The organism is Enterobacter sp. 118C5, assembly GCF_034107645.1.
In the GTDB taxonomy this organism is placed as follows: domain Bacteria; phylum Pseudomonadota; class Gammaproteobacteria; order Enterobacterales; family Enterobacteriaceae; genus Enterobacter; species Enterobacter nematophilus.
The window spans coordinates 252,356-270,135 of the sequence record NZ_JAWNEU010000005.1 but is presented as its reverse complement, the minus strand read 5'-3'; the positions used below and the strand labels follow the sequence as shown (position 1 = coordinate 270,135).

At 53.6% G+C, this 17,780-nt stretch carries 19 protein-coding genes and 1 pseudogene; 7 read left to right on the top strand and 13 right to left on the bottom strand.

Features of this window, described 5'->3' with window-relative positions; translation table 11 throughout:
* Positions 1-149: 149 nt before the first annotated feature.
* The 5 genes from pstS (at position 150) to phoU (ending at position 4,694) form a co-directional block, all read left to right on the top strand.
* On the top strand, positions 150-1,190 hold the full coding sequence (gene pstS / locus UTO39_RS12400; RefSeq protein ID WP_061096726.1) for a phosphate ABC transporter substrate-binding protein PstS: 1,041 nt from the start codon (positions 150-152) through the stop codon (positions 1,188-1,190).
* 81 nt (positions 1,191-1,271) lie between these two features.
* Complete coding sequence (gene pstC, locus UTO39_RS12395) at positions 1,272-2,231, top strand: phosphate ABC transporter permease PstC (protein WP_028014924.1); 960 nt, start codon at positions 1,272-1,274, stop codon at positions 2,229-2,231.
* Entirely contained in the window at positions 2,231-3,121 is an 891-nt protein-coding gene (gene pstA, locus UTO39_RS12390) for a phosphate ABC transporter permease PstA (RefSeq protein ID WP_061096725.1), read from the top strand. The genes pstC and pstA overlap by 1 nt, the downstream gene beginning before the upstream one ends.
* 47 nt (positions 3,122-3,168) lie before the next feature.
* Complete coding sequence (gene pstB, locus UTO39_RS12385) at positions 3,169-3,942, top strand: phosphate ABC transporter ATP-binding protein PstB (RefSeq protein WP_010426574.1); 774 nt, start codon at positions 3,169-3,171, stop codon at positions 3,940-3,942.
* A 26-nt stretch (positions 3,943-3,968) separates the two neighbouring features.
* The gene (gene phoU, locus UTO39_RS12380) at positions 3,969-4,694 is read left to right on the top strand and encodes a phosphate signaling complex protein PhoU (RefSeq protein ID WP_003861153.1); all 726 of its coding nucleotides are present in this window, start codon (positions 3,969-3,971) and stop codon (positions 4,692-4,694) included.
* 94 nt (positions 4,695-4,788) lie between these two features.
* On the opposite strand, the gene yieH is transcribed toward phoU, so the two are convergent.
* Positions 4,789-5,454, bottom strand: coding sequence for a 6-phosphogluconate phosphatase (gene yieH, locus UTO39_RS12375; RefSeq protein ID WP_320727278.1), 666 nt, complete (start codon positions 5,452-5,454; stop codon positions 4,789-4,791).
* Positions 5,455-5,619: 165 nt separating this feature from the next.
* On the opposite strand from yieH, the gene adeP reads away from it, so the two are divergent.
* Entirely contained in the window at positions 5,620-6,957 is a 1,338-nt protein-coding gene (gene adeP / locus UTO39_RS12370; protein WP_154643335.1) for an adenine permease AdeP, read from the top strand.
* Positions 6,958-7,019: 62 nt separating this feature from the next.
* Here the strand turns inward: adeP and UTO39_RS12365 are convergent, their stop codons facing one another.
* From UTO39_RS12365 to UTO39_RS12340, 6 genes are all read right to left on the bottom strand, one after another.
* Positions 7,020-7,586, bottom strand: coding sequence for an NADPH-dependent FMN reductase (locus tag UTO39_RS12365; RefSeq protein WP_061096722.1), 567 nt, complete (start codon positions 7,584-7,586; stop codon positions 7,020-7,022).
* A 36-nt stretch (positions 7,587-7,622) separates the two neighbouring features.
* Positions 7,623-8,369: a phosphopantetheinyl transferase gene (locus tag UTO39_RS12360; protein ID WP_320727277.1), complete on the bottom strand. Its 747-nt coding sequence runs from the start codon at positions 8,367-8,369 to the stop codon at positions 7,623-7,625.
* A gap of 122 nt (positions 8,370-8,491) precedes the next feature.
* On the bottom strand, positions 8,492-9,463 hold the full coding sequence (gene yidZ, locus UTO39_RS12355; RefSeq protein WP_320727276.1) for an HTH-type transcriptional regulator YidZ: 972 nt from the start codon (positions 9,461-9,463) through the stop codon (positions 8,492-8,494).
* A complete protein-coding gene (locus UTO39_RS12350; RefSeq protein ID WP_320727275.1) occupies positions 9,432-10,607 on the bottom strand; it encodes an MFS transporter in 1,176 nt (391 codons plus the stop codon). Before UTO39_RS12350 ends, yidZ begins: the two co-directional genes overlap by 32 nt.
* 259 nt (positions 10,608-10,866) lie before the next feature.
* On the bottom strand, positions 10,867-11,583 hold the full coding sequence (locus UTO39_RS12345; RefSeq protein ID WP_320727274.1) for a transcriptional regulator: 717 nt from the start codon (positions 11,581-11,583) through the stop codon (positions 10,867-10,869).
* A 131-nt stretch (positions 11,584-11,714) separates the two neighbouring features.
* Positions 11,715-12,329 (bottom strand): hypothetical protein, encoded by a 615-nt coding sequence (locus UTO39_RS12340; RefSeq protein ID WP_320727273.1) that lies wholly within the window; start codon positions 12,327-12,329, stop codon positions 11,715-11,717.
* A 259-nt stretch (positions 12,330-12,588) separates the two neighbouring features.
* Between UTO39_RS12340 and UTO39_RS22340 the strand changes: the two genes are divergently transcribed.
* Positions 12,589-12,810: a YceK/YidQ family lipoprotein gene (locus tag UTO39_RS22340; RefSeq protein ID WP_350309123.1), complete on the top strand. Its 222-nt coding sequence runs from the start codon at positions 12,589-12,591 to the stop codon at positions 12,808-12,810.
* 471 nt (positions 12,811-13,281) lie between these two features.
* On the opposite strand, the pseudogene UTO39_RS12335 reads toward UTO39_RS22340, so the two are convergent.
* From UTO39_RS12335 to rpmH, 6 genes and pseudogenes are all read right to left on the bottom strand, one after another.
* A pseudogene (locus tag UTO39_RS12335) lies at positions 13,282-13,684 on the bottom strand (Arm DNA-binding domain-containing protein); the annotation flags it as partial.
* 209 nt (positions 13,685-13,893) lie between these two features.
* Positions 13,894-15,258 carry a tRNA uridine-5-carboxymethylaminomethyl(34) synthesis GTPase MnmE gene (gene mnmE / locus UTO39_RS12330; RefSeq protein WP_048961460.1) on the bottom strand — a complete coding sequence of 455 codons (1,365 nt, stop codon included), beginning with the start codon at positions 15,256-15,258 and terminating at the stop codon, positions 13,894-13,896.
* 72 nt (positions 15,259-15,330) lie between these two features.
* On the bottom strand, positions 15,331-16,974 hold the full coding sequence (gene yidC / locus UTO39_RS12325; RefSeq protein WP_028014931.1) for a membrane protein insertase YidC: 1,644 nt from the start codon (positions 16,972-16,974) through the stop codon (positions 15,331-15,333).
* A 2-nt stretch (positions 16,975-16,976) separates the two neighbouring features.
* Complete coding sequence (gene yidD, locus UTO39_RS12320) at positions 16,977-17,234, bottom strand: membrane protein insertion efficiency factor YidD (protein ID WP_001307474.1); 258 nt, start codon at positions 17,232-17,234, stop codon at positions 16,977-16,979.
* Positions 17,198-17,557, bottom strand: a complete 360-nt coding sequence (gene rnpA / locus UTO39_RS12315) for a ribonuclease P protein component (protein ID WP_014072458.1) — start codon at positions 17,555-17,557, stop codon at positions 17,198-17,200. The genes yidD and rnpA overlap by 37 nt, the downstream gene beginning before the upstream one ends.
* Positions 17,558-17,573: 16 nt before the next feature.
* A complete protein-coding gene (gene rpmH, locus UTO39_RS12310) occupies positions 17,574-17,714 on the bottom strand; it encodes a 50S ribosomal protein L34 (protein WP_000831330.1) in 141 nt (46 codons plus the stop codon).
* Positions 17,715-17,780: the final 66 nt, after the last annotated feature.

Below are 17,780 nucleotides of genomic sequence, written 5' to 3'. Positions count from 1 at the left end.
TAAATATATACAGTTTTGTTTTTCTTTAAGTGAAATTTCCATTGTCATAAAACTGTCATAATTCGTACATTTATCTGTCACCTGTTTGTCCTATTTTGCTCATCGTAGCCACTTAAACAATGATTTACGAAATCCTTGCAGGAGACATTATGAAAGTTATGCGTACCACTGTCGCAACTGTTGTCGCCGCGACCTTATCTCTGAGCGCTTTCTCTGCTTTTGCAGCAGCAAGCCTGACTGGCGCTGGTGCAACCTTCCCTGCGCCGGTGTATGCCAAATGGGCGGATACCTACCAGAAAGAAACCGGCAACAAGGTTAACTATCAGGGTATCGGCTCCTCCGGTGGCGTAAAACAAATTACCGCGAATACCGTTGATTTCGGCGCATCAGACGCTCCGCTGTCTGACGAGAAACTGAATCAGGAAGGCCTGTTCCAGTTCCCGACCGTAATCGGCGGTGTGGTTCTGGCCATCAACCTGCCGGGCGTGAAATCTGGTGAGCTGGTGCTGGACGGCAAAACCCTGGGTGATATCTACCTGGGTAAAATCAAAAAATGGGATGACGAAGCGATCGCTAAACTCAACCCAGGCCTGAAGCTGCCTTCGCAGAACATCGCCGTGGTTCGCCGCGCGGATGGTTCCGGCACCTCCTTCGTCTTCACCAGCTATCTGGCGAAAGTGAACGAAGAGTGGAAATCTAAAGTCGGCTCCGGCTCTACCGTTAACTGGCCAACCGGTCTGGGCGGTAAAGGTAACGACGGTATCGCCGCGTTCGTACAGCGTCTGCCTGGCTCCATCGGTTACGTAGAATACGCTTACGCTAAGCAGAACAACCTGGCTTACACCAAGCTGGTTTCTGCTGACGGCAAACCGGTTAGCCCAACCGAAGAGAACTTCGCTAACGCCGCGAAAGGCGCTGACTGGAGCAAATCCTTCGCACAGGATCTGACTAACCAGAAAGGCGACAACGCGTGGCCAATCACTTCTACAACGTTCATTCTGATTCACAAAGATCAGAAGAAACCAGAGCAAGGTACTGAAGTGCTGAAGTTCTTTGACTGGGCATACAAAAACGGCGGCAAACAGGCTAATGACCTGGATTACGCCAGCCTGCCGGACAGCGTGGTTGAGCAGATTCGTGCTGCATGGAAAACCAACGTGAAAGACAGCAGCGGTAAAGCATTGTATTAATTTAGCATTCTGACGAAAATGGCGGGTGGCGCTTGCGCTTACCCGCCGATTTCGTAAACGCGTTTAACAGAAGAGTGATTTATGGCTGCAACCAAGCCTGCATTTAACCCTCCGGGTAAAAAAGGTGACATGATTTTCGGCGCGCTGGTTAAACTGGCTGCGCTGATTGTGCTATTGCTGCTGGGCGGCATTATCGTGTCTCTGATTTTCTCCTCCTGGCCGAGCATTCAGAAATTCGGTTTCTCCTTCCTGTGGACCAAAGAGTGGGACGCGCCGAACGACATCTACGGTGCGCTGGTGCCGATTTACGGTACGCTGGTGACCTCGTTCATCGCCCTGCTGATTGCGGTTCCGGTAAGCTTCGGTATTGCGCTGTTCCTGACTGAACTGGCGCCGGGCTGGCTGCGTCGCCCGCTGGGTATTGCCATCGAACTGCTGGCGGCCATCCCAAGTATCGTATACGGCATGTGGGGCCTGTTTATCTTTGCGCCGCTGTTTGCCACGTACTTCCAGGAGCCGGTGGGTAATGTTCTCTCTGCCGTTCCGTTTGTGGGGGCCCTGTTCTCTGGCCCGGCATTCGGTATCGGTATTCTGGCGGCAGGTGTGATCCTCGCCATCATGATTATTCCGTACATTGCGGCGGTAATGCGCGATGTCTTCGAACAAACTCCGGTGATGATGAAAGAGTCGGCCTACGGCATCGGCTGCACCACCTGGGAAGTTATCTGGCGCATTGTCCTTCCGTTCACCAAAAATGGGGTGATCGGCGGCGTGATGCTGGGCTTAGGTCGCGCGCTGGGTGAAACCATGGCGGTTACCTTTATCATCGGTAACACCTACCAGCTCGACAGCGCCTCACTCTATATGCCGGGTAACAGTATTACCTCCGCGCTGGCAAACGAATTTGCCGAAGCGGAATCCGGGCTTCACGTCGCAGCGCTGATGGAACTGGGTCTGATTCTGTTCGTTATCACCTTCATTGTTCTGGCGATTTCCAAGCTGATGATCCTGCGTCTCGCGAAAAATGAGGGGGCACGCTGATGGCAACGCTCGAAATGCAAAGCACCGCTCGGCTTGCGGAATCCCGCCGCAAAATGCAGGCGAAGCGTCGTTTCAAAAACCGCATTGCGCTGACGCTTTCCATGGCAACGATGGCATTCGGCCTGTTCTGGCTGATCTGGATCCTAATGTCCACCATCACCCGCGGTATTGATGGAATGTCTCTGGCACTGTTCACCGAGATGACGCCGCCGCCAAATACGGCGGGTGGTGGTCTGGCGAACGCCCTGGCGGGCAGCGGCCTGCTGATCCTGTGGGCGACCGTTTTCGGTACGCCGCTGGGCATCATGGCGGGCATCTACCTGGCGGAGTACGGGCGTAAGTCCTGGCTGGCAGAGGTGATTCGCTTCATTAACGACATCCTGCTTTCTGCTCCGTCTATTGTCGTGGGCCTGTTTGTTTACACCATCGTGGTCGCGCAAATGGAACACTTCTCCGGCTGGGCGGGCGTGATTGCGCTGGCGCTGCTGCAGGTGCCTATCGTCATTCGTACCACCGAAAACATGCTGAAACTGGTGCCGGACAGCCTGCGTGAAGCGGCTTACGCGCTGGGTACGCCGAAATGGAAAATGATTTCTGCAATCACCCTGAAAGCGTCGGTCTCCGGGATCATGACCGGTATTCTGCTGGCTATCGCCCGTATCGCCGGTGAAACGGCACCGCTGCTGTTTACTGCCCTCTCCAACCAGTTCTGGAGCACGGACATGATGCAGCCGATCGCCAACCTGCCGGTGACGATCTTTAAATTTGCGATGAGCCCATTCGCGGAATGGCAGCAGCTGGCCTGGGCCGGGGTGCTGATCATCACCCTTTGCGTACTGTTGCTGAACATTCTGGCGCGCGTCATTTTCGCGAAGAAGAAACACGGTTAATTTTTTACGGCGCGGCAGCTCGCGGCGCCGAATGAGGAAATGAGTCAATGAGTATGGTTGATACTGCCCCGGGTAAGATTCAGGTTCGTGATTTGAACTTCTACTACGGCAAATTCCATGCCCTGAAGAATATCAACCTGGATATCGCCAAGAACCAGGTCACGGCATTCATCGGTCCGTCCGGCTGTGGTAAATCCACGCTGCTGCGTACCTTTAACAAAATGTATTCGCTCTATCCGGAGCAGCGCGCTGAAGGTGAAATTATCCTGGATGGCGAAAACATTCTGACCCAGGCCCAGGATATCGCCCTGCTGCGTGCCAAAGTGGGCATGGTGTTCCAGAAACCGACGCCGTTCCCGATGTCCATCTATGACAATATTGCGTTTGGCGTTCGCCTGTTTGAGAAGCTCTCCCGTGCCGATATGGACGAGCGCGTGCAGTGGGCATTGACCAAGGCCGCATTGTGGAACGAAACCAAAGATAAGTTGCACCAGAGCGGGTACTCTCTCTCCGGTGGTCAGCAGCAGCGTCTGTGCATTGCGCGCGGTATCGCCATTCGTCCGGAAGTGTTGCTGCTGGATGAGCCGTGCTCGGCGCTGGACCCAATCTCAACCGGTCGTATTGAAGAGCTGATCACCGAGCTGAAGCAGGATTACACCGTGGTTATCGTGACCCACAACATGCAGCAGGCTGCGCGTTGTTCCGATCACACGGCGTTTATGTACCTGGGCGAGTTGATTGAGTTCAGCGATACGGACGCGCTGTTCACCCGGCCCGCGAAGAAACAAACCGAAGATTATATTACTGGCCGCTACGGTTGATTTGCCTTAGTGCATGTGGAGAAACCATGGACAACCTCAATCTTAATAAACACATTTCAGGCCAGTTCAACGCAGAGCTGGAAAGCATCCGCACCCAGGTAATGACCATGGGCGGCATGGTTGAGCAGCAGCTTTCTGATGCGATTACGGCGATGCACAACCAGGACAGCGAGCTGGCGAAGCGCGTCATTGAAGGCGACCACAACGTCAACATGATGGAAGTCGCCATCGACGAAGCCTGCGTGCGTATCATCGCCAAGCGTCAGCCGACGGCGAGCGACCTGCGTCTGGTGATGGCGATCATTAAAACCATCGCCGAGCTGGAGCGTATTGGTGACGTTGCGGATAAAATCTGCCGCACCGCGCTGGAGAAGTTTTCCCAGCAGCACCAGCCGCTGCTGGTGAGCCTGGAGTCGCTGGGCCGCCACACCGTGCAGATGCTGCACGACGTGCTGGACGCCTTCGCGCGCATGGATCTGGACGAAGCGGTTCGTATCTACCGTGAAGACAAGAAAGTGGACCAGGAGTATGAAGGCATCGTGCGTCAGCTGATGACCTACATGATGGAAGATTCCCGTACCATCCCAAGCGTGCTGACGGCCCTGTTCTGCGCCCGTTCCATCGAGCGTATCGGCGACCGCTGCCAGAACATTTGCGAATACATTTTCTACTTCGTGAAGGGTCAGGACTTCCGTCACGTGGGCGGCGACGAGCTGGACAAGCTGCTGGCGGGTAAAGATCCGAAAGAGTGATTTTTACCCTCACCCTAACCCTCTCCCACAGGGAGAGGGGACAATTCGGTTTTCTCCCTCTCCCCTGGGGAGAGGGTCGGGGTGAGGGGAAAACTCAGCGAGTAATATCCCACCCGCGCGCCTTCCACAACTCTGGCAACTGCGCCAGATCGGTAAAGGTCGTCACTTTTGGATGATCGATCGGCTTGTTGTGCGGATCGGCGCAGAAGTAAAACACCTCCATCCCCGCAGCAATCCCCGACTGCGCGCCCGCAGACGAGTCATCCACCAGAATGCAGTTCTCCACGTTGACGTTCATCGCTTTCGCCGCATGGAACATCAGTGCCGGGTCTGGCTTCCAGCGCTGGATATCGTAGCCGCTGAACAGTTTTTCCGGGAAGTGGTGCAGCATCTCAAGCTTGCCCAGTGAATGCTGCATTTTGCTGACCGGACCGTTGGAGACCACGCAGATTGGCACCGTCATCGCATCCAGCAGCGCGTTAGCTCCGGAGATCACCTCTAGTTCGGAGTCGAACAGGCGTGCGACCTCGGCGCGGTACACCGGTTCCAGATCCGCTTTTGCCAGAGCCACCCCGTGTTCCTGGTTAATGATGTCGATGATCTCGTAGAGCTTCACGCCTTTAAAGCGTTTGAACACCTCTTCGAGCTCCAGCGTAATGCCAAATTCCTGGAACATGGTGACATATGCGCGGGAACAAATGACCTCACTGTCGACCAGCGTACCGTCGCAGTCGAAAAATACCGCTTCAATTCCGGACATGCCTTTCCCTTTTAACAAGTTTAACGTTTTCGTACGGCAGTTCGCCGGGACGCAATCGTTGCCGTATAAGCAAAATCAATGAAAAAAGTATCACGTAACCGCCACTATTGTCGCATTTTGGTATAGGATAGCGACGAATTTTCCCTCCTTGTTCGGAAATTGATGATGAGTCAACAACACACTACCCAGACATCTGGTCAGGGTCTGCTTGAGCGCGTGTTTAAACTGCGCGAGCACGGCACAACGGCACGCACCGAAGTGATCGCCGGTTTCACCACCTTCCTGACGATGGTCTATATCGTTTTTGTGAACCCGCAAATTCTGGGCGTCGCTGGCATGGACACCAGCGCCGTCTTTGTAACCACCTGTCTGATTGCGGCGCTTGGCAGCATCCTGATGGGTGTCTTCGCTAACCTGCCGGTTGCGCTGGCACCCGCTATGGGCCTGAATGCGTTCTTTGCGTTCGTGGTGGTTCAGGCGATGGGTCTGCCGTGGCAGGTCGGTATGGGCGCTATTTTCTGGGGTGCGGTTGGCCTGCTGCTGCTGACCATCTTCCGCGTGCGTTACTGGATGATTGCGAACATTCCGGTGAGCCTGCGCGTGGGCATCACCAGCGGTATCGGTCTGTTTATCGGCATGATGGGGCTGAAAAACGCCGGTGTGATCGTGGCGAACCCGGAAACACTGGTGAGCATCGGCAATCTGACCTCTCATAACGTGCTGCTGGGCGTGCTGGGCTTCTTTATCATCGCGATCCTGGCCTCCCGCAACATTCATGCCGCGGTGCTGGTGTCCATCGTGGTGACCACCCTGCTGGGCTGGATGCTGGGCGACGTGCACTATAACGGTATCGTCTCCGCGCCTCCGAGCGTCTCTACCGTGATTGGTCACGTCGATCTGGCGGGTTCCCTGAACCTGGGCCTGGCGGGCGTGATCTTCTCCTTCATGCTGGTCAACCTGTTTGACTCCTCCGGTACGCTGATTGGCGTGACCGACAAAGCGGGTCTGGCGGACGAGAAAGGCAAATTCCCGCGCATGAAGCAGGCGCTGTATGTGGATAGCATCTCTTCCGTGGCGGGTTCTTTCATTGGCACCTCGTCTGTTACCGCTTACATTGAATCCTCTTCCGGCGTGTCCGTGGGCGGCCGTACCGGCCTGACGGCGGTGGTGGTGGGTATCCTGTTCCTGCTGGTGATCTTCCTCTCTCCGCTGGCGGGTATGGTTCCACCGTATGCGGCTGCCGGCGCGCTGATTTACGTGGGCGTGCTGATGACGTCGAGCCTGGCGCGCGTGAAGTGGGATGATTTAACCGAAGCGGTACCGGCGTTTATTACCGCCGTGATGATGCCGTTCAGCTTCTCGATCACCGAAGGTATCGCGCTGGGCTTTATCTCTTACTGCGTAATGAAGATCGGTACCGGCCGCTTCCGCGAACTCAGCCCGTGCGTGATTATTGTGGCGCTGCTGTTTGTGCTGAAGATTGTGTTTATTGACGCCAAATAAACAGGTTTGTTCCCTCTCCCCGTGGGAGAGGGTCAGGGTGAGGGCATCAGGCCGCAGCGATCTTACGCCTTCACCCGCTTAATATAATCCCCAAACGCTGTCAGCTGGCCAGAGAGATGGTCACGCGTGCTCTGATCCACCACTTCACCCGTCTGCGGGTCGACCTTGTTCTGAATCACACCGCCCATAAATTCCGGCTTGTTCATCACCATCGCATCCAGAAACACCAGGATCTGGCGCAGGTGATACTGGCAGCGCGCGCCGCCAATCGCGCCCATTGAGCTGGTCTGGATCAGCACCGGTTTGCCGGACAGGGGCTGCTCCGGTAAGCGGGACAGCCAGTCAATGGCGTTCTTCAGGCCACCCGGAACCGAGTAGTTATACTCCGGCGTGACAATGACCACACCGTCGGCCTGGCGGATCTGCTCGGCTATCGCCTCCACGCTCTGCGGGAACCCCTCTTCCTGCTGCATATCAGCATCATACAGCGGGATATCGCCAATTGATGGCAGGGCGCTAATTTCCATACCTGCCGGGGCCAGCTGCGGCAGCGTGCGGGCAACCATTCCGTTAAATGAACCTTTGCGCAGGCTTCCCAGTAACGTAACTACTTTCAACGTATCAGACATGATTACTCCTGTTTCATCATGATGACCCTGATTGGATCAGCTATGGGTAAATGCTTTTTCTGCCGGTAAACTGGTTAAACGCATCAGGCGTGCGGCGGGCTCGTTGGCGCGCTCGGGCACATCCGGAAGGCTACTCCATCCCTCTTTACTGTCAAATTCCCAAATCTTTAGCCGTTCGATGGCGGGGCTGACTGCAACAGACCATATCAACACATCTTCTGCATCGCTGAGCGCCTCTACAAGCGTGGCTTTAGCGGCACGCAGGCGTCCGGAGCCTGGCAGCAATTGCAACTGGCTGGCGTCGTCTGAAGCGCATCCGCAGAGCTTGCGAATGCTCTGGCGCAGGGTGATGAGCTGGGCTCTGGCCTCGACGGCGTCGTTCTGGTTGCGTACCCACAGCTTTTCATTGCTGGAGAGCGGGTAGTCATCGTGCGGGCTTGCGCCGTGGAAGCCCCGCGTCGCACGCTGAAGCTCCATATCCAGCCCGCAATCCCCTTCGGTGGTCAGCGCCACGCCAATGATATTGCCCGTATAGGCAATGGAAAAACGGGGGAGTTCCGGGTCAGCAAAGACCGGGCGGCCTTCTGGTTGCGTGACGATCTCCGGCAGTTCGCTGGTGCCGTACAGCATAAACAGCAGTTCTGCGAGAAGTGCTCTGGAGGCTAAAAACCGCGTCCTGCGGTGTTCGGGGAGTTTGAGCGCCTCACTGTGACAGGCTGAAGAGAGTCTGGCCGATACGAGACGTCCTTCTGTAAGTATCCCTCTTGCAAAGTGCGTTGCCATTTTTCGCTCCTTGATAATGGTCGTAATCGGTTAAACGGTTACATGATTATCGCTTAACTTGACTCCTGTTTTAATCAGTAAATGAGAGTAAGAGAAGCCTGAGCGCCGAACTTTACATTTTCTTAGGCAAAAATTGGATCGCTGCCACCGTACAACGCCTTGATGGTCTCCCGCAGCCAGAGAATTTTCGGATTATGGCTGTTCCGTTTATGCCAGATCAGCGTGAAGGGAACGGTCAGCTTTTCAGCCTGCGCTTCGTCAATGGGTATAGGAAGCGCGATCAGCTTCCGCTGGTGGAGTTCATTGTAGTGGCGACAGTAGTGGGGAGCCGTGGCGATATAGTTATGGCCGGGCTGCGCCGCCATAAACATCGACTGCTCAAAGCCTGGCAAACACATGGCAATGTTTCTCTCCCGCCCCGTCTCTTTTAGCACCTCATCCAGCGCCCAGGTGTCGCTCCGTTCCCAGAAGATACTGATATGGGGATAGCGCAGGAAGGCCTCCAGATTCCACTCCTCCTGCAGAGCGGGGTGATCCTCACGCAAATAGACGTATGGACGGTCGCTAAACAGGATTTCGTAGTCGATAAACCACGGCATCAGCTTCAGCAGTTCACGCGAGCGCGGATGGGTTTCGCGACCGGTGAAACCAACGTCCACTTCCCCGCGCGTAATGGCGTCCAGCGAGTCGTAATCCCAGTGACGCACTTTCACCGTCGCCTGCGGATAGCGCTGATTTACCTGCTCCAGCAGGGCGTTAAAGCGGATGAGCATCAGCGGCGTTTCGGCGGCCAGCACGAACGTCAGCCCGCCAGGCGAATCATGGTGAGATTTATCAAGGATCTGATTGCCAATCTGCATCCAGTCGGCCAAATCCTGCTCCAGGCTGACCGTCAGCGGCGTGGGCAGCAGCCCTAACGGCGTTTTGACAAACAGCGGGTCGTCAAACCAGTCGCGCAGCCTGGCCAGCGATTTACTCACCGCCGACGGCGTCACGTTCATCCGCTTTGCGGCTTTGGTGACGCTGCGCTCCTGCAGCAAAAGCTGTAGGCAAAGCAACAGGTTAAGATCGAGACTGCTGATGGGCTTCTTCATACTGTGCCGCGGGCTGGATGACCATAAGTAAGGTGATGCAGACTATGCTACAGCCAATCAGAATCCCGATCAGCATATTGAGCGCGTTAAGTCCGATGACCGCCGCCAGCCATATCCACAGAGACGAGCCGCAGACCTGCGCGATCCCCAGCACCGAGCTTGCCACGCCTGCCCGCAGCGAGAACGGGCCGAGCGCCTGGCTCATCGCCACGCCAAAGCCAACCGAGAACCCGGCACAGATGAGGGTAATACCTGCCAGCATCAGCGCATGCGAGCTGGTGGTTGCCAGAACCACGCCTGCGGCGAGAAACAGCACCTGAGAGGTCAGCATCAGCGTGCGCTGGCGGAAAAGATTCAGCGCAAAGGGAGTGGAAAATGAGACGGCCATACTGACCATAGCGGTTAATGCCATCACCGTTGAATACTCACCGCGATCGAAACCCATAGTCTCCATCAGCAAAACCGGGGAAACGTTTACATACGTCAGGATCACCACCACGCTTAGGGTCGTCACGGCCAGACGGCTGAGGAAAAAGCGGTTGAGAAGTTTCTCTGCTGGATGAATGGTCGCGGTATGGCTGGGATTCTGCGAGCCCGGGTGGGTCTCTTTCAGCACGGCGATTGACAGGATAAACACCAGCGCGCCCATGGCGGCCATGGTCCAGAACAGGCTCTGCCACGGGAATTTCAGCATAATCAGATAGCCCACGACCGGGGCCAGCACCGGGATGATGCAGGTTATCCCGTTCAGCATGGAGAGCACTTTGGCACGGCGCTGGGCGCTTAAGGTGTCGCGCAAAATGGCAAACGCCACCACGTAACAGCCGCCGGCTCCAATGCCCTGGATGAACCGTCCTGCCAGGAATACGGTGCTGTTCTGCGCCTGTGAGCAGAGAAGAGAGGCCAGGGCAAAGATGACGGCGCCGGTTATTGCGACGGGCTGACGGCCTGCCTTATCCGCTATCTTCCCGGCAAAGACCATCGATGACGCCATCCCCGCGAGGTAGGCCGAAAACGCGATGTGCAGCTGCGCTTCGCTGGCACCCAGATCGCGTGCGATGTGCGGTAATCCCACCAGATACATATCAATACCCGACGGATAAAGCAGAACTAATGCGAAACTACAAAACAGAAAACGCGCCATAAACCCCCCATAAATGCAGGCATGCAGAATAGGGGGTGAAAAGGGTTTAGGCGAGTTGCCATTTGGACAATGGTGATTTCCTGATAGGAAATCACCATGTATTTGCTGAACAATATGATGACTCTGGAAAAGAGTTGATAACGCAGCGCTGCTTTCTTTGAACGTAAACCTATTGCTCTGACGAGTTCCAGCGTCAGGGCCAGGCCGAGCACTTTTTTATCTGGGATATTCTTTGAACGGTTAACCTTAAAATAGACAATTAATCATGTTTGACTTTGCTACAGGTGACCCAATCGAATTCACCACCTCCGCGGAAATTTTGCATCGTATAATTATTGGGAAGTGTCAAACTCCATCTTTTTCGTTTAGCGACACAAGCTACGACAGGAAACTGAGAATAATCTATGGTTTCAAAGATAAACTGCGATTTATTGAGATTTTGCATAAAAATATCTCCGCGGTTCCAGAGCGTTTTTTTTAGTCGAATGTTCCATTCCCGGTAGCTCACGCCAGCAATTGATTTTCCTTCTCCTTTTAGCGCTTTTTTCGTCCAGTCAATCTCTCCGCCATCGCTTAGATATTGCCATACAGCATAACGTTCAAGAGTAAATTGGCCCGGAAAGGTTCTGACATAATCGCTATTTATTGTATCGAGTAAGCGCGGATTCTCCAGCAATATAGCCATCGCTTTATGCATGTAGTCCAGCATAATATCGGGGCGGTCGGGTAATCCTTCTTCGGCTTCAAACAACGTCAGTCGAGCAAGATAAAGTGACTCATCACTGACCTTCTGGCCTTTACCCTCGGCAGAGACAACGATCTTAGCTGCTCGATATTGTAAACTACCCCAGGATTCAGCATCTTCGATCGGAGCGTAGCGGTTTTTAAAGTCCCTTCCGGTCAGGAAGTTCTGCGCGGCGTCTGCATCATTAGCATCAAGCGCTGATACTGCTCGCTGGTGATCTGATAGAGTCATCACGTTCCTGAGGATATTTTTGGTTGTATTAAATGTTGCGTTACACGCAGACAGCGTGAATGTCAAAACAGCCACCGCCATCAGGTGTAATGATAATCGAAGTAAGTTTAGCAACTATTTATCCCTGTTAATTATTTATATATATAGCGTTTGGTGACTTGCCGCGGTTCAATAGTGAGCAAAACAGTTGCCCTACCTTTTCTATAGTCGCGTTGCCATTTTGTGCAGTGAGTTGTTTTATTAGGATCTGAACCCTTGTTAACTGATTCCTGCAGGCGGCGAAGACACTCTGCTAGTCCCTGGTGAAACTTGCTCTTATCGACGATAAACTCTTCTTTTTCGACAGCGGTGCCATATTGGTGATCTAGTTCTTTACTTTCTTTCTTATACAATGCCAATGCTTCATTACCTCGGTCATTGTTGATATCGTAATCTATATCGACATCTGCTGAGATAGATATGCCTCTCAGCCCTTTATTTTTATCAAAATAAAGAGTCATTGTCTGATAATTAGAGGCATTTACTTCCATGGGATCGATCGTAGCAACAATTAAGTTTGGATCCTTACCCACAAAGTTTATATCGGATTTTTCCAGGGAGTAAAAAGGCACGTCTCTGACTTGCTCATAGCTCATGCCCCATTTCAGTTTATACGGAGCGGGCGGTGTGTCTTCGGCATAGGCGTTAAGCCCGGCGATAGAAAGAAATATAAAGGCGAAAATTACTGCCGGTCTGATCGTCATCATCCCATCCTTGATGCTGGAGATATTTCAAAAATTTCTGTGGAAACTACCTGATTTCTTCTGAGTTGGCAAAAGTAATTCTGTGGAAGGCGCTTTCATGAATACTAATAGCAAGAATTATTGACGGCTTGAATATGACACATCAGAGGTTGGATGAATTTGTGATCGCGCGCACTATGATATATTCTTTCACATTGTTTTAGAGCATTAATATCTCAATAATTAATGGTATACTCTCTGGGTATATACAAAGGGATTGATTATGAAACGGATACTATTATTACTCGTTATCACGAGCCTTCTTAGTGGTTGTGGGGCTTTATTTGGAAGGCATGATGGGGCATACACAGGAGGTGTTTATCCCGCGACACGGTTTGACTTCAGAGCAATGGGCGAAACCCCTTTTCCTGCGCCTCTCCTGTTTGTGCTCGATCTACCATTCTCTATCATCACTGACACTATCATGATACCGGAAGATATCTGATCGAGCATGATACTTACCAGATGCCTGCTTAAGTCCACTCCTGTTGCGATAAATTGTCGTATTTCAGGTTTGGGTAACATCGGAAGATGCAGTAATTGCTAAAAGATGAAATATGAATCTCAGGTTATGGGTTAGGGAGGAATTATATCGTGGCTGAAAACGAATATGTTGAAATATCGCCTCGGCTCAACTTTTACCTGTGGAGCATGATATTATGATTCGGCAATTTCGAAAAGATGCTTTATATCCATAGTTAAATGGATGACATACCTTCAACTAAATAACTTCGCACATTACCATCCCACATTAGCCAAATCCCGATAATTGCCGGGAAAAGGAGAGGCTGTTCTCAGAAATTGATTTACCTGTTTCAGTGATTGCTAAATAGACGTGCAATGTTGATCTCGCGTTATGGTTCGTGTAGTGCTAACCACAACAGCTCTAATGGACAGTTGTAAGTTTTTTCGGTTACAGCTTCCAGATGATGGAGATAATGTCCTTTTCAATAACGCGAGTGATGTTGTATGACTCATGGTTATTTTTTCAATGGTATCTTTCAGAAAGCGTTTGGCGAACGCTTGACTGTCGTTTGGTCTTTCTATTTTAGCTTTCTTCCTACTTTTTTCTGCGCCGGACTGATGCCATGAGAATCCATTGAGCAGTACTTTTCAAGCCAAAGCCGCGTTTCTGCAAGTGAGAAAGTTGGGTATTTGTCCAACGCGATCTTTTGCGATTTGTTATTAAAACTGCAGCAGAAACGCCAGATTTTCTGTCTGGTGGGAAGAACTTCACTTACCATCCTGCCATGATCGGCAAGCTTCGAGAGATGGTTTTTGGGTGTGAGTGTGCGCAGTTTTGTAATTGAAAGTGCCATATTTTACCTTTTCTGAGTGTCCATTTAATGTGGTTTTTAGCGCAAAAAAAGAACAATGACACACGAGGGATTTAAAGATGGTCACAATTCAGGACACAAAAATCGCGGATGAACCCGCACGACTATGGACGAGGATGGAAGTAAAAACCCGCATTAACAGGCAGTTAATGCGGGTTAGTGAACGTTCACGGACGAGGATGGACTAAAACTTATTTACCAATACAGAAGCTCGAAAAGATCCTTCCCAGCAGATCGTCCGAGGTAAACTCTCCGGTGATCTCGCTCAGATTCTGCTGCGCCAGACGCAGCTCTTCCGCCAGCAGTTCACCCGCCCACGCGCCAATCAGCTGCGCTTTGCCCTGGTCAAGATGGCGTGCCGCCTCTTCCAGCGCCTGCAGGTGACGACGACGCGCCAGGAAGCCGCCTTCCATGCTGGTATCAAAGCCCATGCTCTGCTTGAGATGGTTGCGCAGGTCGTCCACGCCTTCACCGGTACGCGCCGACAGGCGAATCAGTGAGTGACCATTCACATCGCTGATACCCAGCGTTTCGCCGGTAACGTCTGCTTTGTTACGCACCACGGTGATCGGCAGCTTAGCCGGCAGACGGGCGATAAAGTCCGGCCAGATCTCCGCCGGATCAACGGCGTCGGTCGTGGTGCCGTCCACCATAAACAGCACGCGGTCGGCCTGCTCGATCTCCTGCCAGGCGCGCTCGATACCTATGCGTTCCACTTCGTCGCTGGCATCGCGCAGCCCGGCGGTGTCGATGATGTGCAGCGGCATCCCGTCGATGTGGATATGCTCGCGCAGCACGTCGCGGGTGGTACCGGCAATGTCGGTCACGATCGCCGCTTCACGGCCCGCCAGGGCGTTCAGCAGGCTCGATTTCCCGGCGTTAGGGCGACCAGCAATGACGACCTTCATCCCTTCACGCAGCAGGCTACCCTGGCGCGCTTCGGCGCGTACCGCGTCGAGATCGTTCATCACCTGGTTGAGCTGGGCTTCGATTTTACCGTCTGAGAGGAAGTCTATCTCCTCGTCCGGGAAGTCGATAGCCGCCTCCACGTAGATCCTCAGGTGAGTAAGTGCTTCCACAAGATGATTGACGCGCGCGGAGAATGCCCCCTGCAGCGAGTTCAGGGCGGAGCGGGCCGCCTGCTCTGAGCTGGCGTCGATCAGGTCTGCAATCGCCTCGGCCTGCGCCAGGTCGAGCTTGTCGTTCAGGAAGGCACGCTCGGAGAACTCTCCCGGCTTCGCAATGCGCAGGCCCGGCAGGGTGAGAATACGTTTTAACAGCAGGTCGAGGATAACCGGGCCGCCGTGGCCCTGCAGTTCCAGCACGTCTTCGCCGGTAAAGGAGTTCGGGCCGGGGAACCACAGCGCAATGCCCTGGTCCAGCGGCGTGCCGTCGGCATCTTTAAACGGCAGGTAATCAGCGTAGCGCGGCTTTGGCAGTTTACCCAGCACCGCTTCAGCCACCTCGCGCGCCTTCAGGCCGGAGATACGCAGAATGCCTACACCACCGCGTCCCGGTGGGGTTGCCTGGGCGACGATAGTGTCGTTATGGCTCATGGTTGGTCTCGTTCAATACAAATAAAAAAGGCGGTCAATCGACCGCCCTTATTTTAGCGTTAACTTACCGAATCAGGACTTTTTCTTTTCGCGGCTATGCAGGCCACGTTTTTCCAGACCACGGTAAATCAGCTGCTGCTGGATGATGGTCACCAGGTTGCTGACGATATAGTACAGCACCAGACCTGACGGGAACCACAGGAAGAACACGGTGAAGATGACCGGCATAAAGGTCATGATCTTCTGCTGCATCGGGTCGGTCACGGTGGTTGGCGACATCTTCTGGATGAAGAACATCGTCACGCCCATCAGGATCGGCAGGATGTAGTACGGGTCCTGTGCGGACAGGTCATGGATCCACAGGGCGAACGGCGCGTGGCGCAGCTCAACGGAACCCATCAGCATGTAGTACAGCGCAAGGAAGATTGGCATCTGAATCAGCAGCGGGAAGCAACCACCCAGCGGGTTCACTTTCTCTGCTTTATACAGGGCCATCATTTCCTGGCTCTGACGCTGTTTGTCATCGCCCAGACGCTCACGCATCGCCTGAATCTTCGGCTGCAGCATGCGCATCTTCGCCATGGAGGTGTACTGCGCTTTGGTCAGCGGGTACATGATGCCACGAACGATGAAGGTGATAACGATGATGGAGAAGCCCCAGTTACCCAGGAAGCTGTGGATGAACTTCAGCAGCTTAAACAGCGGCTGAGAGATGAACCACAACCAGCCGTAATCAACGGTCAGATCCAGGTGCGGCGCGACGGCTGCCATTTTGTCCTGAATTTCCGGGCCGACCCACAGGGTGCTTGCCAGCTTACCGGTTTGACCCGGCTGAACCAGAACAGGCTGTGATTTGTAGCCGATGGCTGCAATACCGTTGCCCAGGTTCGCGGTGTAGAAGTTATTCGTACCGTCGTTATTCGGGATCCACGCGGTCGCGAAATACTGCTGCAGCATTGCTACCCAACCGCCTTTGGAGCTGACGTTCAGGTTTTCGTTGTCGGCAATGGTGTCGAATTTGTATTTCTCGTACTTCGCGTCAGGCGTGGAGTACGCCGCGCCACGGAAGGTATGCAGCGCAAAGTTGCTGCTTCCGGTGTCACGGTGTGACGGCAGGTTGATGGACTGCTTCAGCTGACCGAAGGTAGACAGTTCCAGCGGTTTCGCACCGGCGTTCTGTACGCTGTAGCCCACGTTCACCGCATACTCACCGCGTTTCAGGGTGAAGGTTTTGGTGAAGGTGTTGCCTGCCGCGTCGGTGTAGGTCATCGGGATAACGAGTTCGTTCTGGCCGTCAGCCAGCACAAAGGTGTCGTTCTCGACGTTATACAGTGGACGCGCACCGTTAGCCGGGTTATCCGGGCCATCACGACCGGTCAGGCCGCTCTGCGCCTGATACAGGAACTCCGGTGTGGTTTCCAGTAACTGGAACGGTTCGTTAGACTTCAGCTCTTTCGGGTAGGTCAACAGCAGCGCCTGCTCAACATCACCACCACGGGTGTTGATAGTCAGCTCAAGCACATCGGTCTTAACCGTAATCTGTTTCCCCTGGCCACTGGCCGGTACGCCCTGGTCGGCGGCGCTACCCGCTGCGGTGGTCGTGGTCTGCGTGGTCTGCTGCTGGGGTTGAGGATTTTTATCCTGCTCCCATGCCTGCCAGATCATGAAAGACACGAACAACAAAGCGATGATAAGAAGATTGCGTTGCGAATCCATCGTTAGTGTTCTCTGGTATCAAAAGGTCCTGGGGGGACGGGGTCGTCTCCACCTGGGTGTAAAGGGTGGCATTTTAATACGCGTTTCACCGTCAACCAACTGCCTTTTATCACTCCAAACCTGCGCAATGCCTCAATTCCGTAGCTTGAGCATGTTGGTGTGAAACGGCAGTGCGGCCCGAGTAGCGGACTAATCAGGCGTTGATAGACCCGAATGAGGGCTATCAGGACCCGTGAGCCAGGCGACAGTGGCGGCGCCATAATTTTTCCAACGCTTCCGAGAGAGCACGGTTATCGAGGTCGGCAACCCCCTTTTTAGCCACCACCACGAAGTCCATAGAAGGCAGTTCGTGCTGACGTAAACGGAAGCTTTCACGCGTCAGACGTTTAATCCGGTTGCGTTCATGCGCACGCTTAACGTTTTTCTTAGCGACTGTGAGACCGATGCGGGGATGCCCCAGCGAATTTTGGCGGCCGAGGATGGTGATTTGCGGCGTGCCAGCCCGTTGTGGCTGCTGGAAGACGAAAGTGAAATGAGTGGGAGTTAACAAACGTAACTCCCTGGGAAATGCTAGCTTAACCACTCAGGGGTTAGCTTTATTACTTGGAAACGGTCAGACGAGCGCGGCCTTTAGCACGACGACGTGCCAGAACCTGACGACCATTTTTAGTAGCCATACGAGCACGGAAGCCGTGAGAACGGTTGCGCTTCAGTACAGACGGTTGAAAAGTGCGTTTCATGGCGATTTCTACCTAAACTTGAAAAAATTCATGACTTTTGCGGATGCCCGACCGAGTTTCGAATGA

Excerpts from the sequence above, each read along its gene's own strand:
- mnmE (WP_048961460.1), bottom strand. The coding sequence starts at position 15,258 with ATGAGCCATAACGACACTATCGTCGCCCAGGCAACCCCACCGGGACGC.
- yidZ (WP_320727276.1), bottom strand. The coding sequence starts at position 9,463 with ATGAAGAAGCCCATCAGCAGTCTCGATCTTAACCTGTTGCTTTGCCTA.
- UTO39_RS12345 (WP_320727274.1), bottom strand. The coding sequence starts at position 11,583 with ATGACTCTATCAGATCACCAGCGAGCAGTATCAGCGCTTGATGCTAAT.
- yidC (WP_028014931.1), bottom strand. The coding sequence starts at position 16,974 with ATGGATTCGCAACGCAATCTTCTTATCATCGCTTTGTTGTTCGTGTCT.
- pstC (WP_028014924.1), top strand. The coding sequence starts at position 1,272 with ATGGCTGCAACCAAGCCTGCATTTAACCCTCCGGGTAAAAAAGGTGAC.
- pstB (WP_010426574.1), top strand. The coding sequence starts at position 3,169 with ATGAGTATGGTTGATACTGCCCCGGGTAAGATTCAGGTTCGTGATTTG.
- UTO39_RS12340 (WP_320727273.1), bottom strand. The coding sequence starts at position 12,329 with ATGATGACGATCAGACCGGCAGTAATTTTCGCCTTTATATTTCTTTCT.
- UTO39_RS12365 (WP_061096722.1), bottom strand. The coding sequence starts at position 7,586 with ATGTCTGATACGTTGAAAGTAGTTACGTTACTGGGAAGCCTGCGCAAA.
- adeP (WP_154643335.1), top strand. The coding sequence starts at position 5,620 with ATGAGTCAACAACACACTACCCAGACATCTGGTCAGGGTCTGCTTGAG.
- UTO39_RS12360 (WP_320727277.1), bottom strand. The coding sequence starts at position 8,369 with ATGGCAACGCACTTTGCAAGAGGGATACTTACAGAAGGACGTCTCGTA.
- yidD (WP_001307474.1), bottom strand. The coding sequence starts at position 17,234 with ATGGCGCCGCCACTGTCGCCTGGCTCACGGGTCCTGATAGCCCTCATT.
- rpmH (WP_000831330.1), bottom strand. The coding sequence starts at position 17,714 with ATGAAACGCACTTTTCAACCGTCTGTACTGAAGCGCAACCGTTCTCAC.
- pstS (WP_061096726.1), top strand. The coding sequence starts at position 150 with ATGAAAGTTATGCGTACCACTGTCGCAACTGTTGTCGCCGCGACCTTA.
- UTO39_RS12350 (WP_320727275.1), bottom strand. The coding sequence starts at position 10,607 with ATGGCGCGTTTTCTGTTTTGTAGTTTCGCATTAGTTCTGCTTTATCCG.
- UTO39_RS22340 (WP_350309123.1), top strand. The coding sequence starts at position 12,589 with ATGAAACGGATACTATTATTACTCGTTATCACGAGCCTTCTTAGTGGT.
- phoU (WP_003861153.1), top strand. The coding sequence starts at position 3,969 with ATGGACAACCTCAATCTTAATAAACACATTTCAGGCCAGTTCAACGCA.
- yieH (WP_320727278.1), bottom strand. The coding sequence starts at position 5,454 with ATGTCCGGAATTGAAGCGGTATTTTTCGACTGCGACGGTACGCTGGTC.
- pstA (WP_061096725.1), top strand. The coding sequence starts at position 2,231 with ATGGCAACGCTCGAAATGCAAAGCACCGCTCGGCTTGCGGAATCCCGC.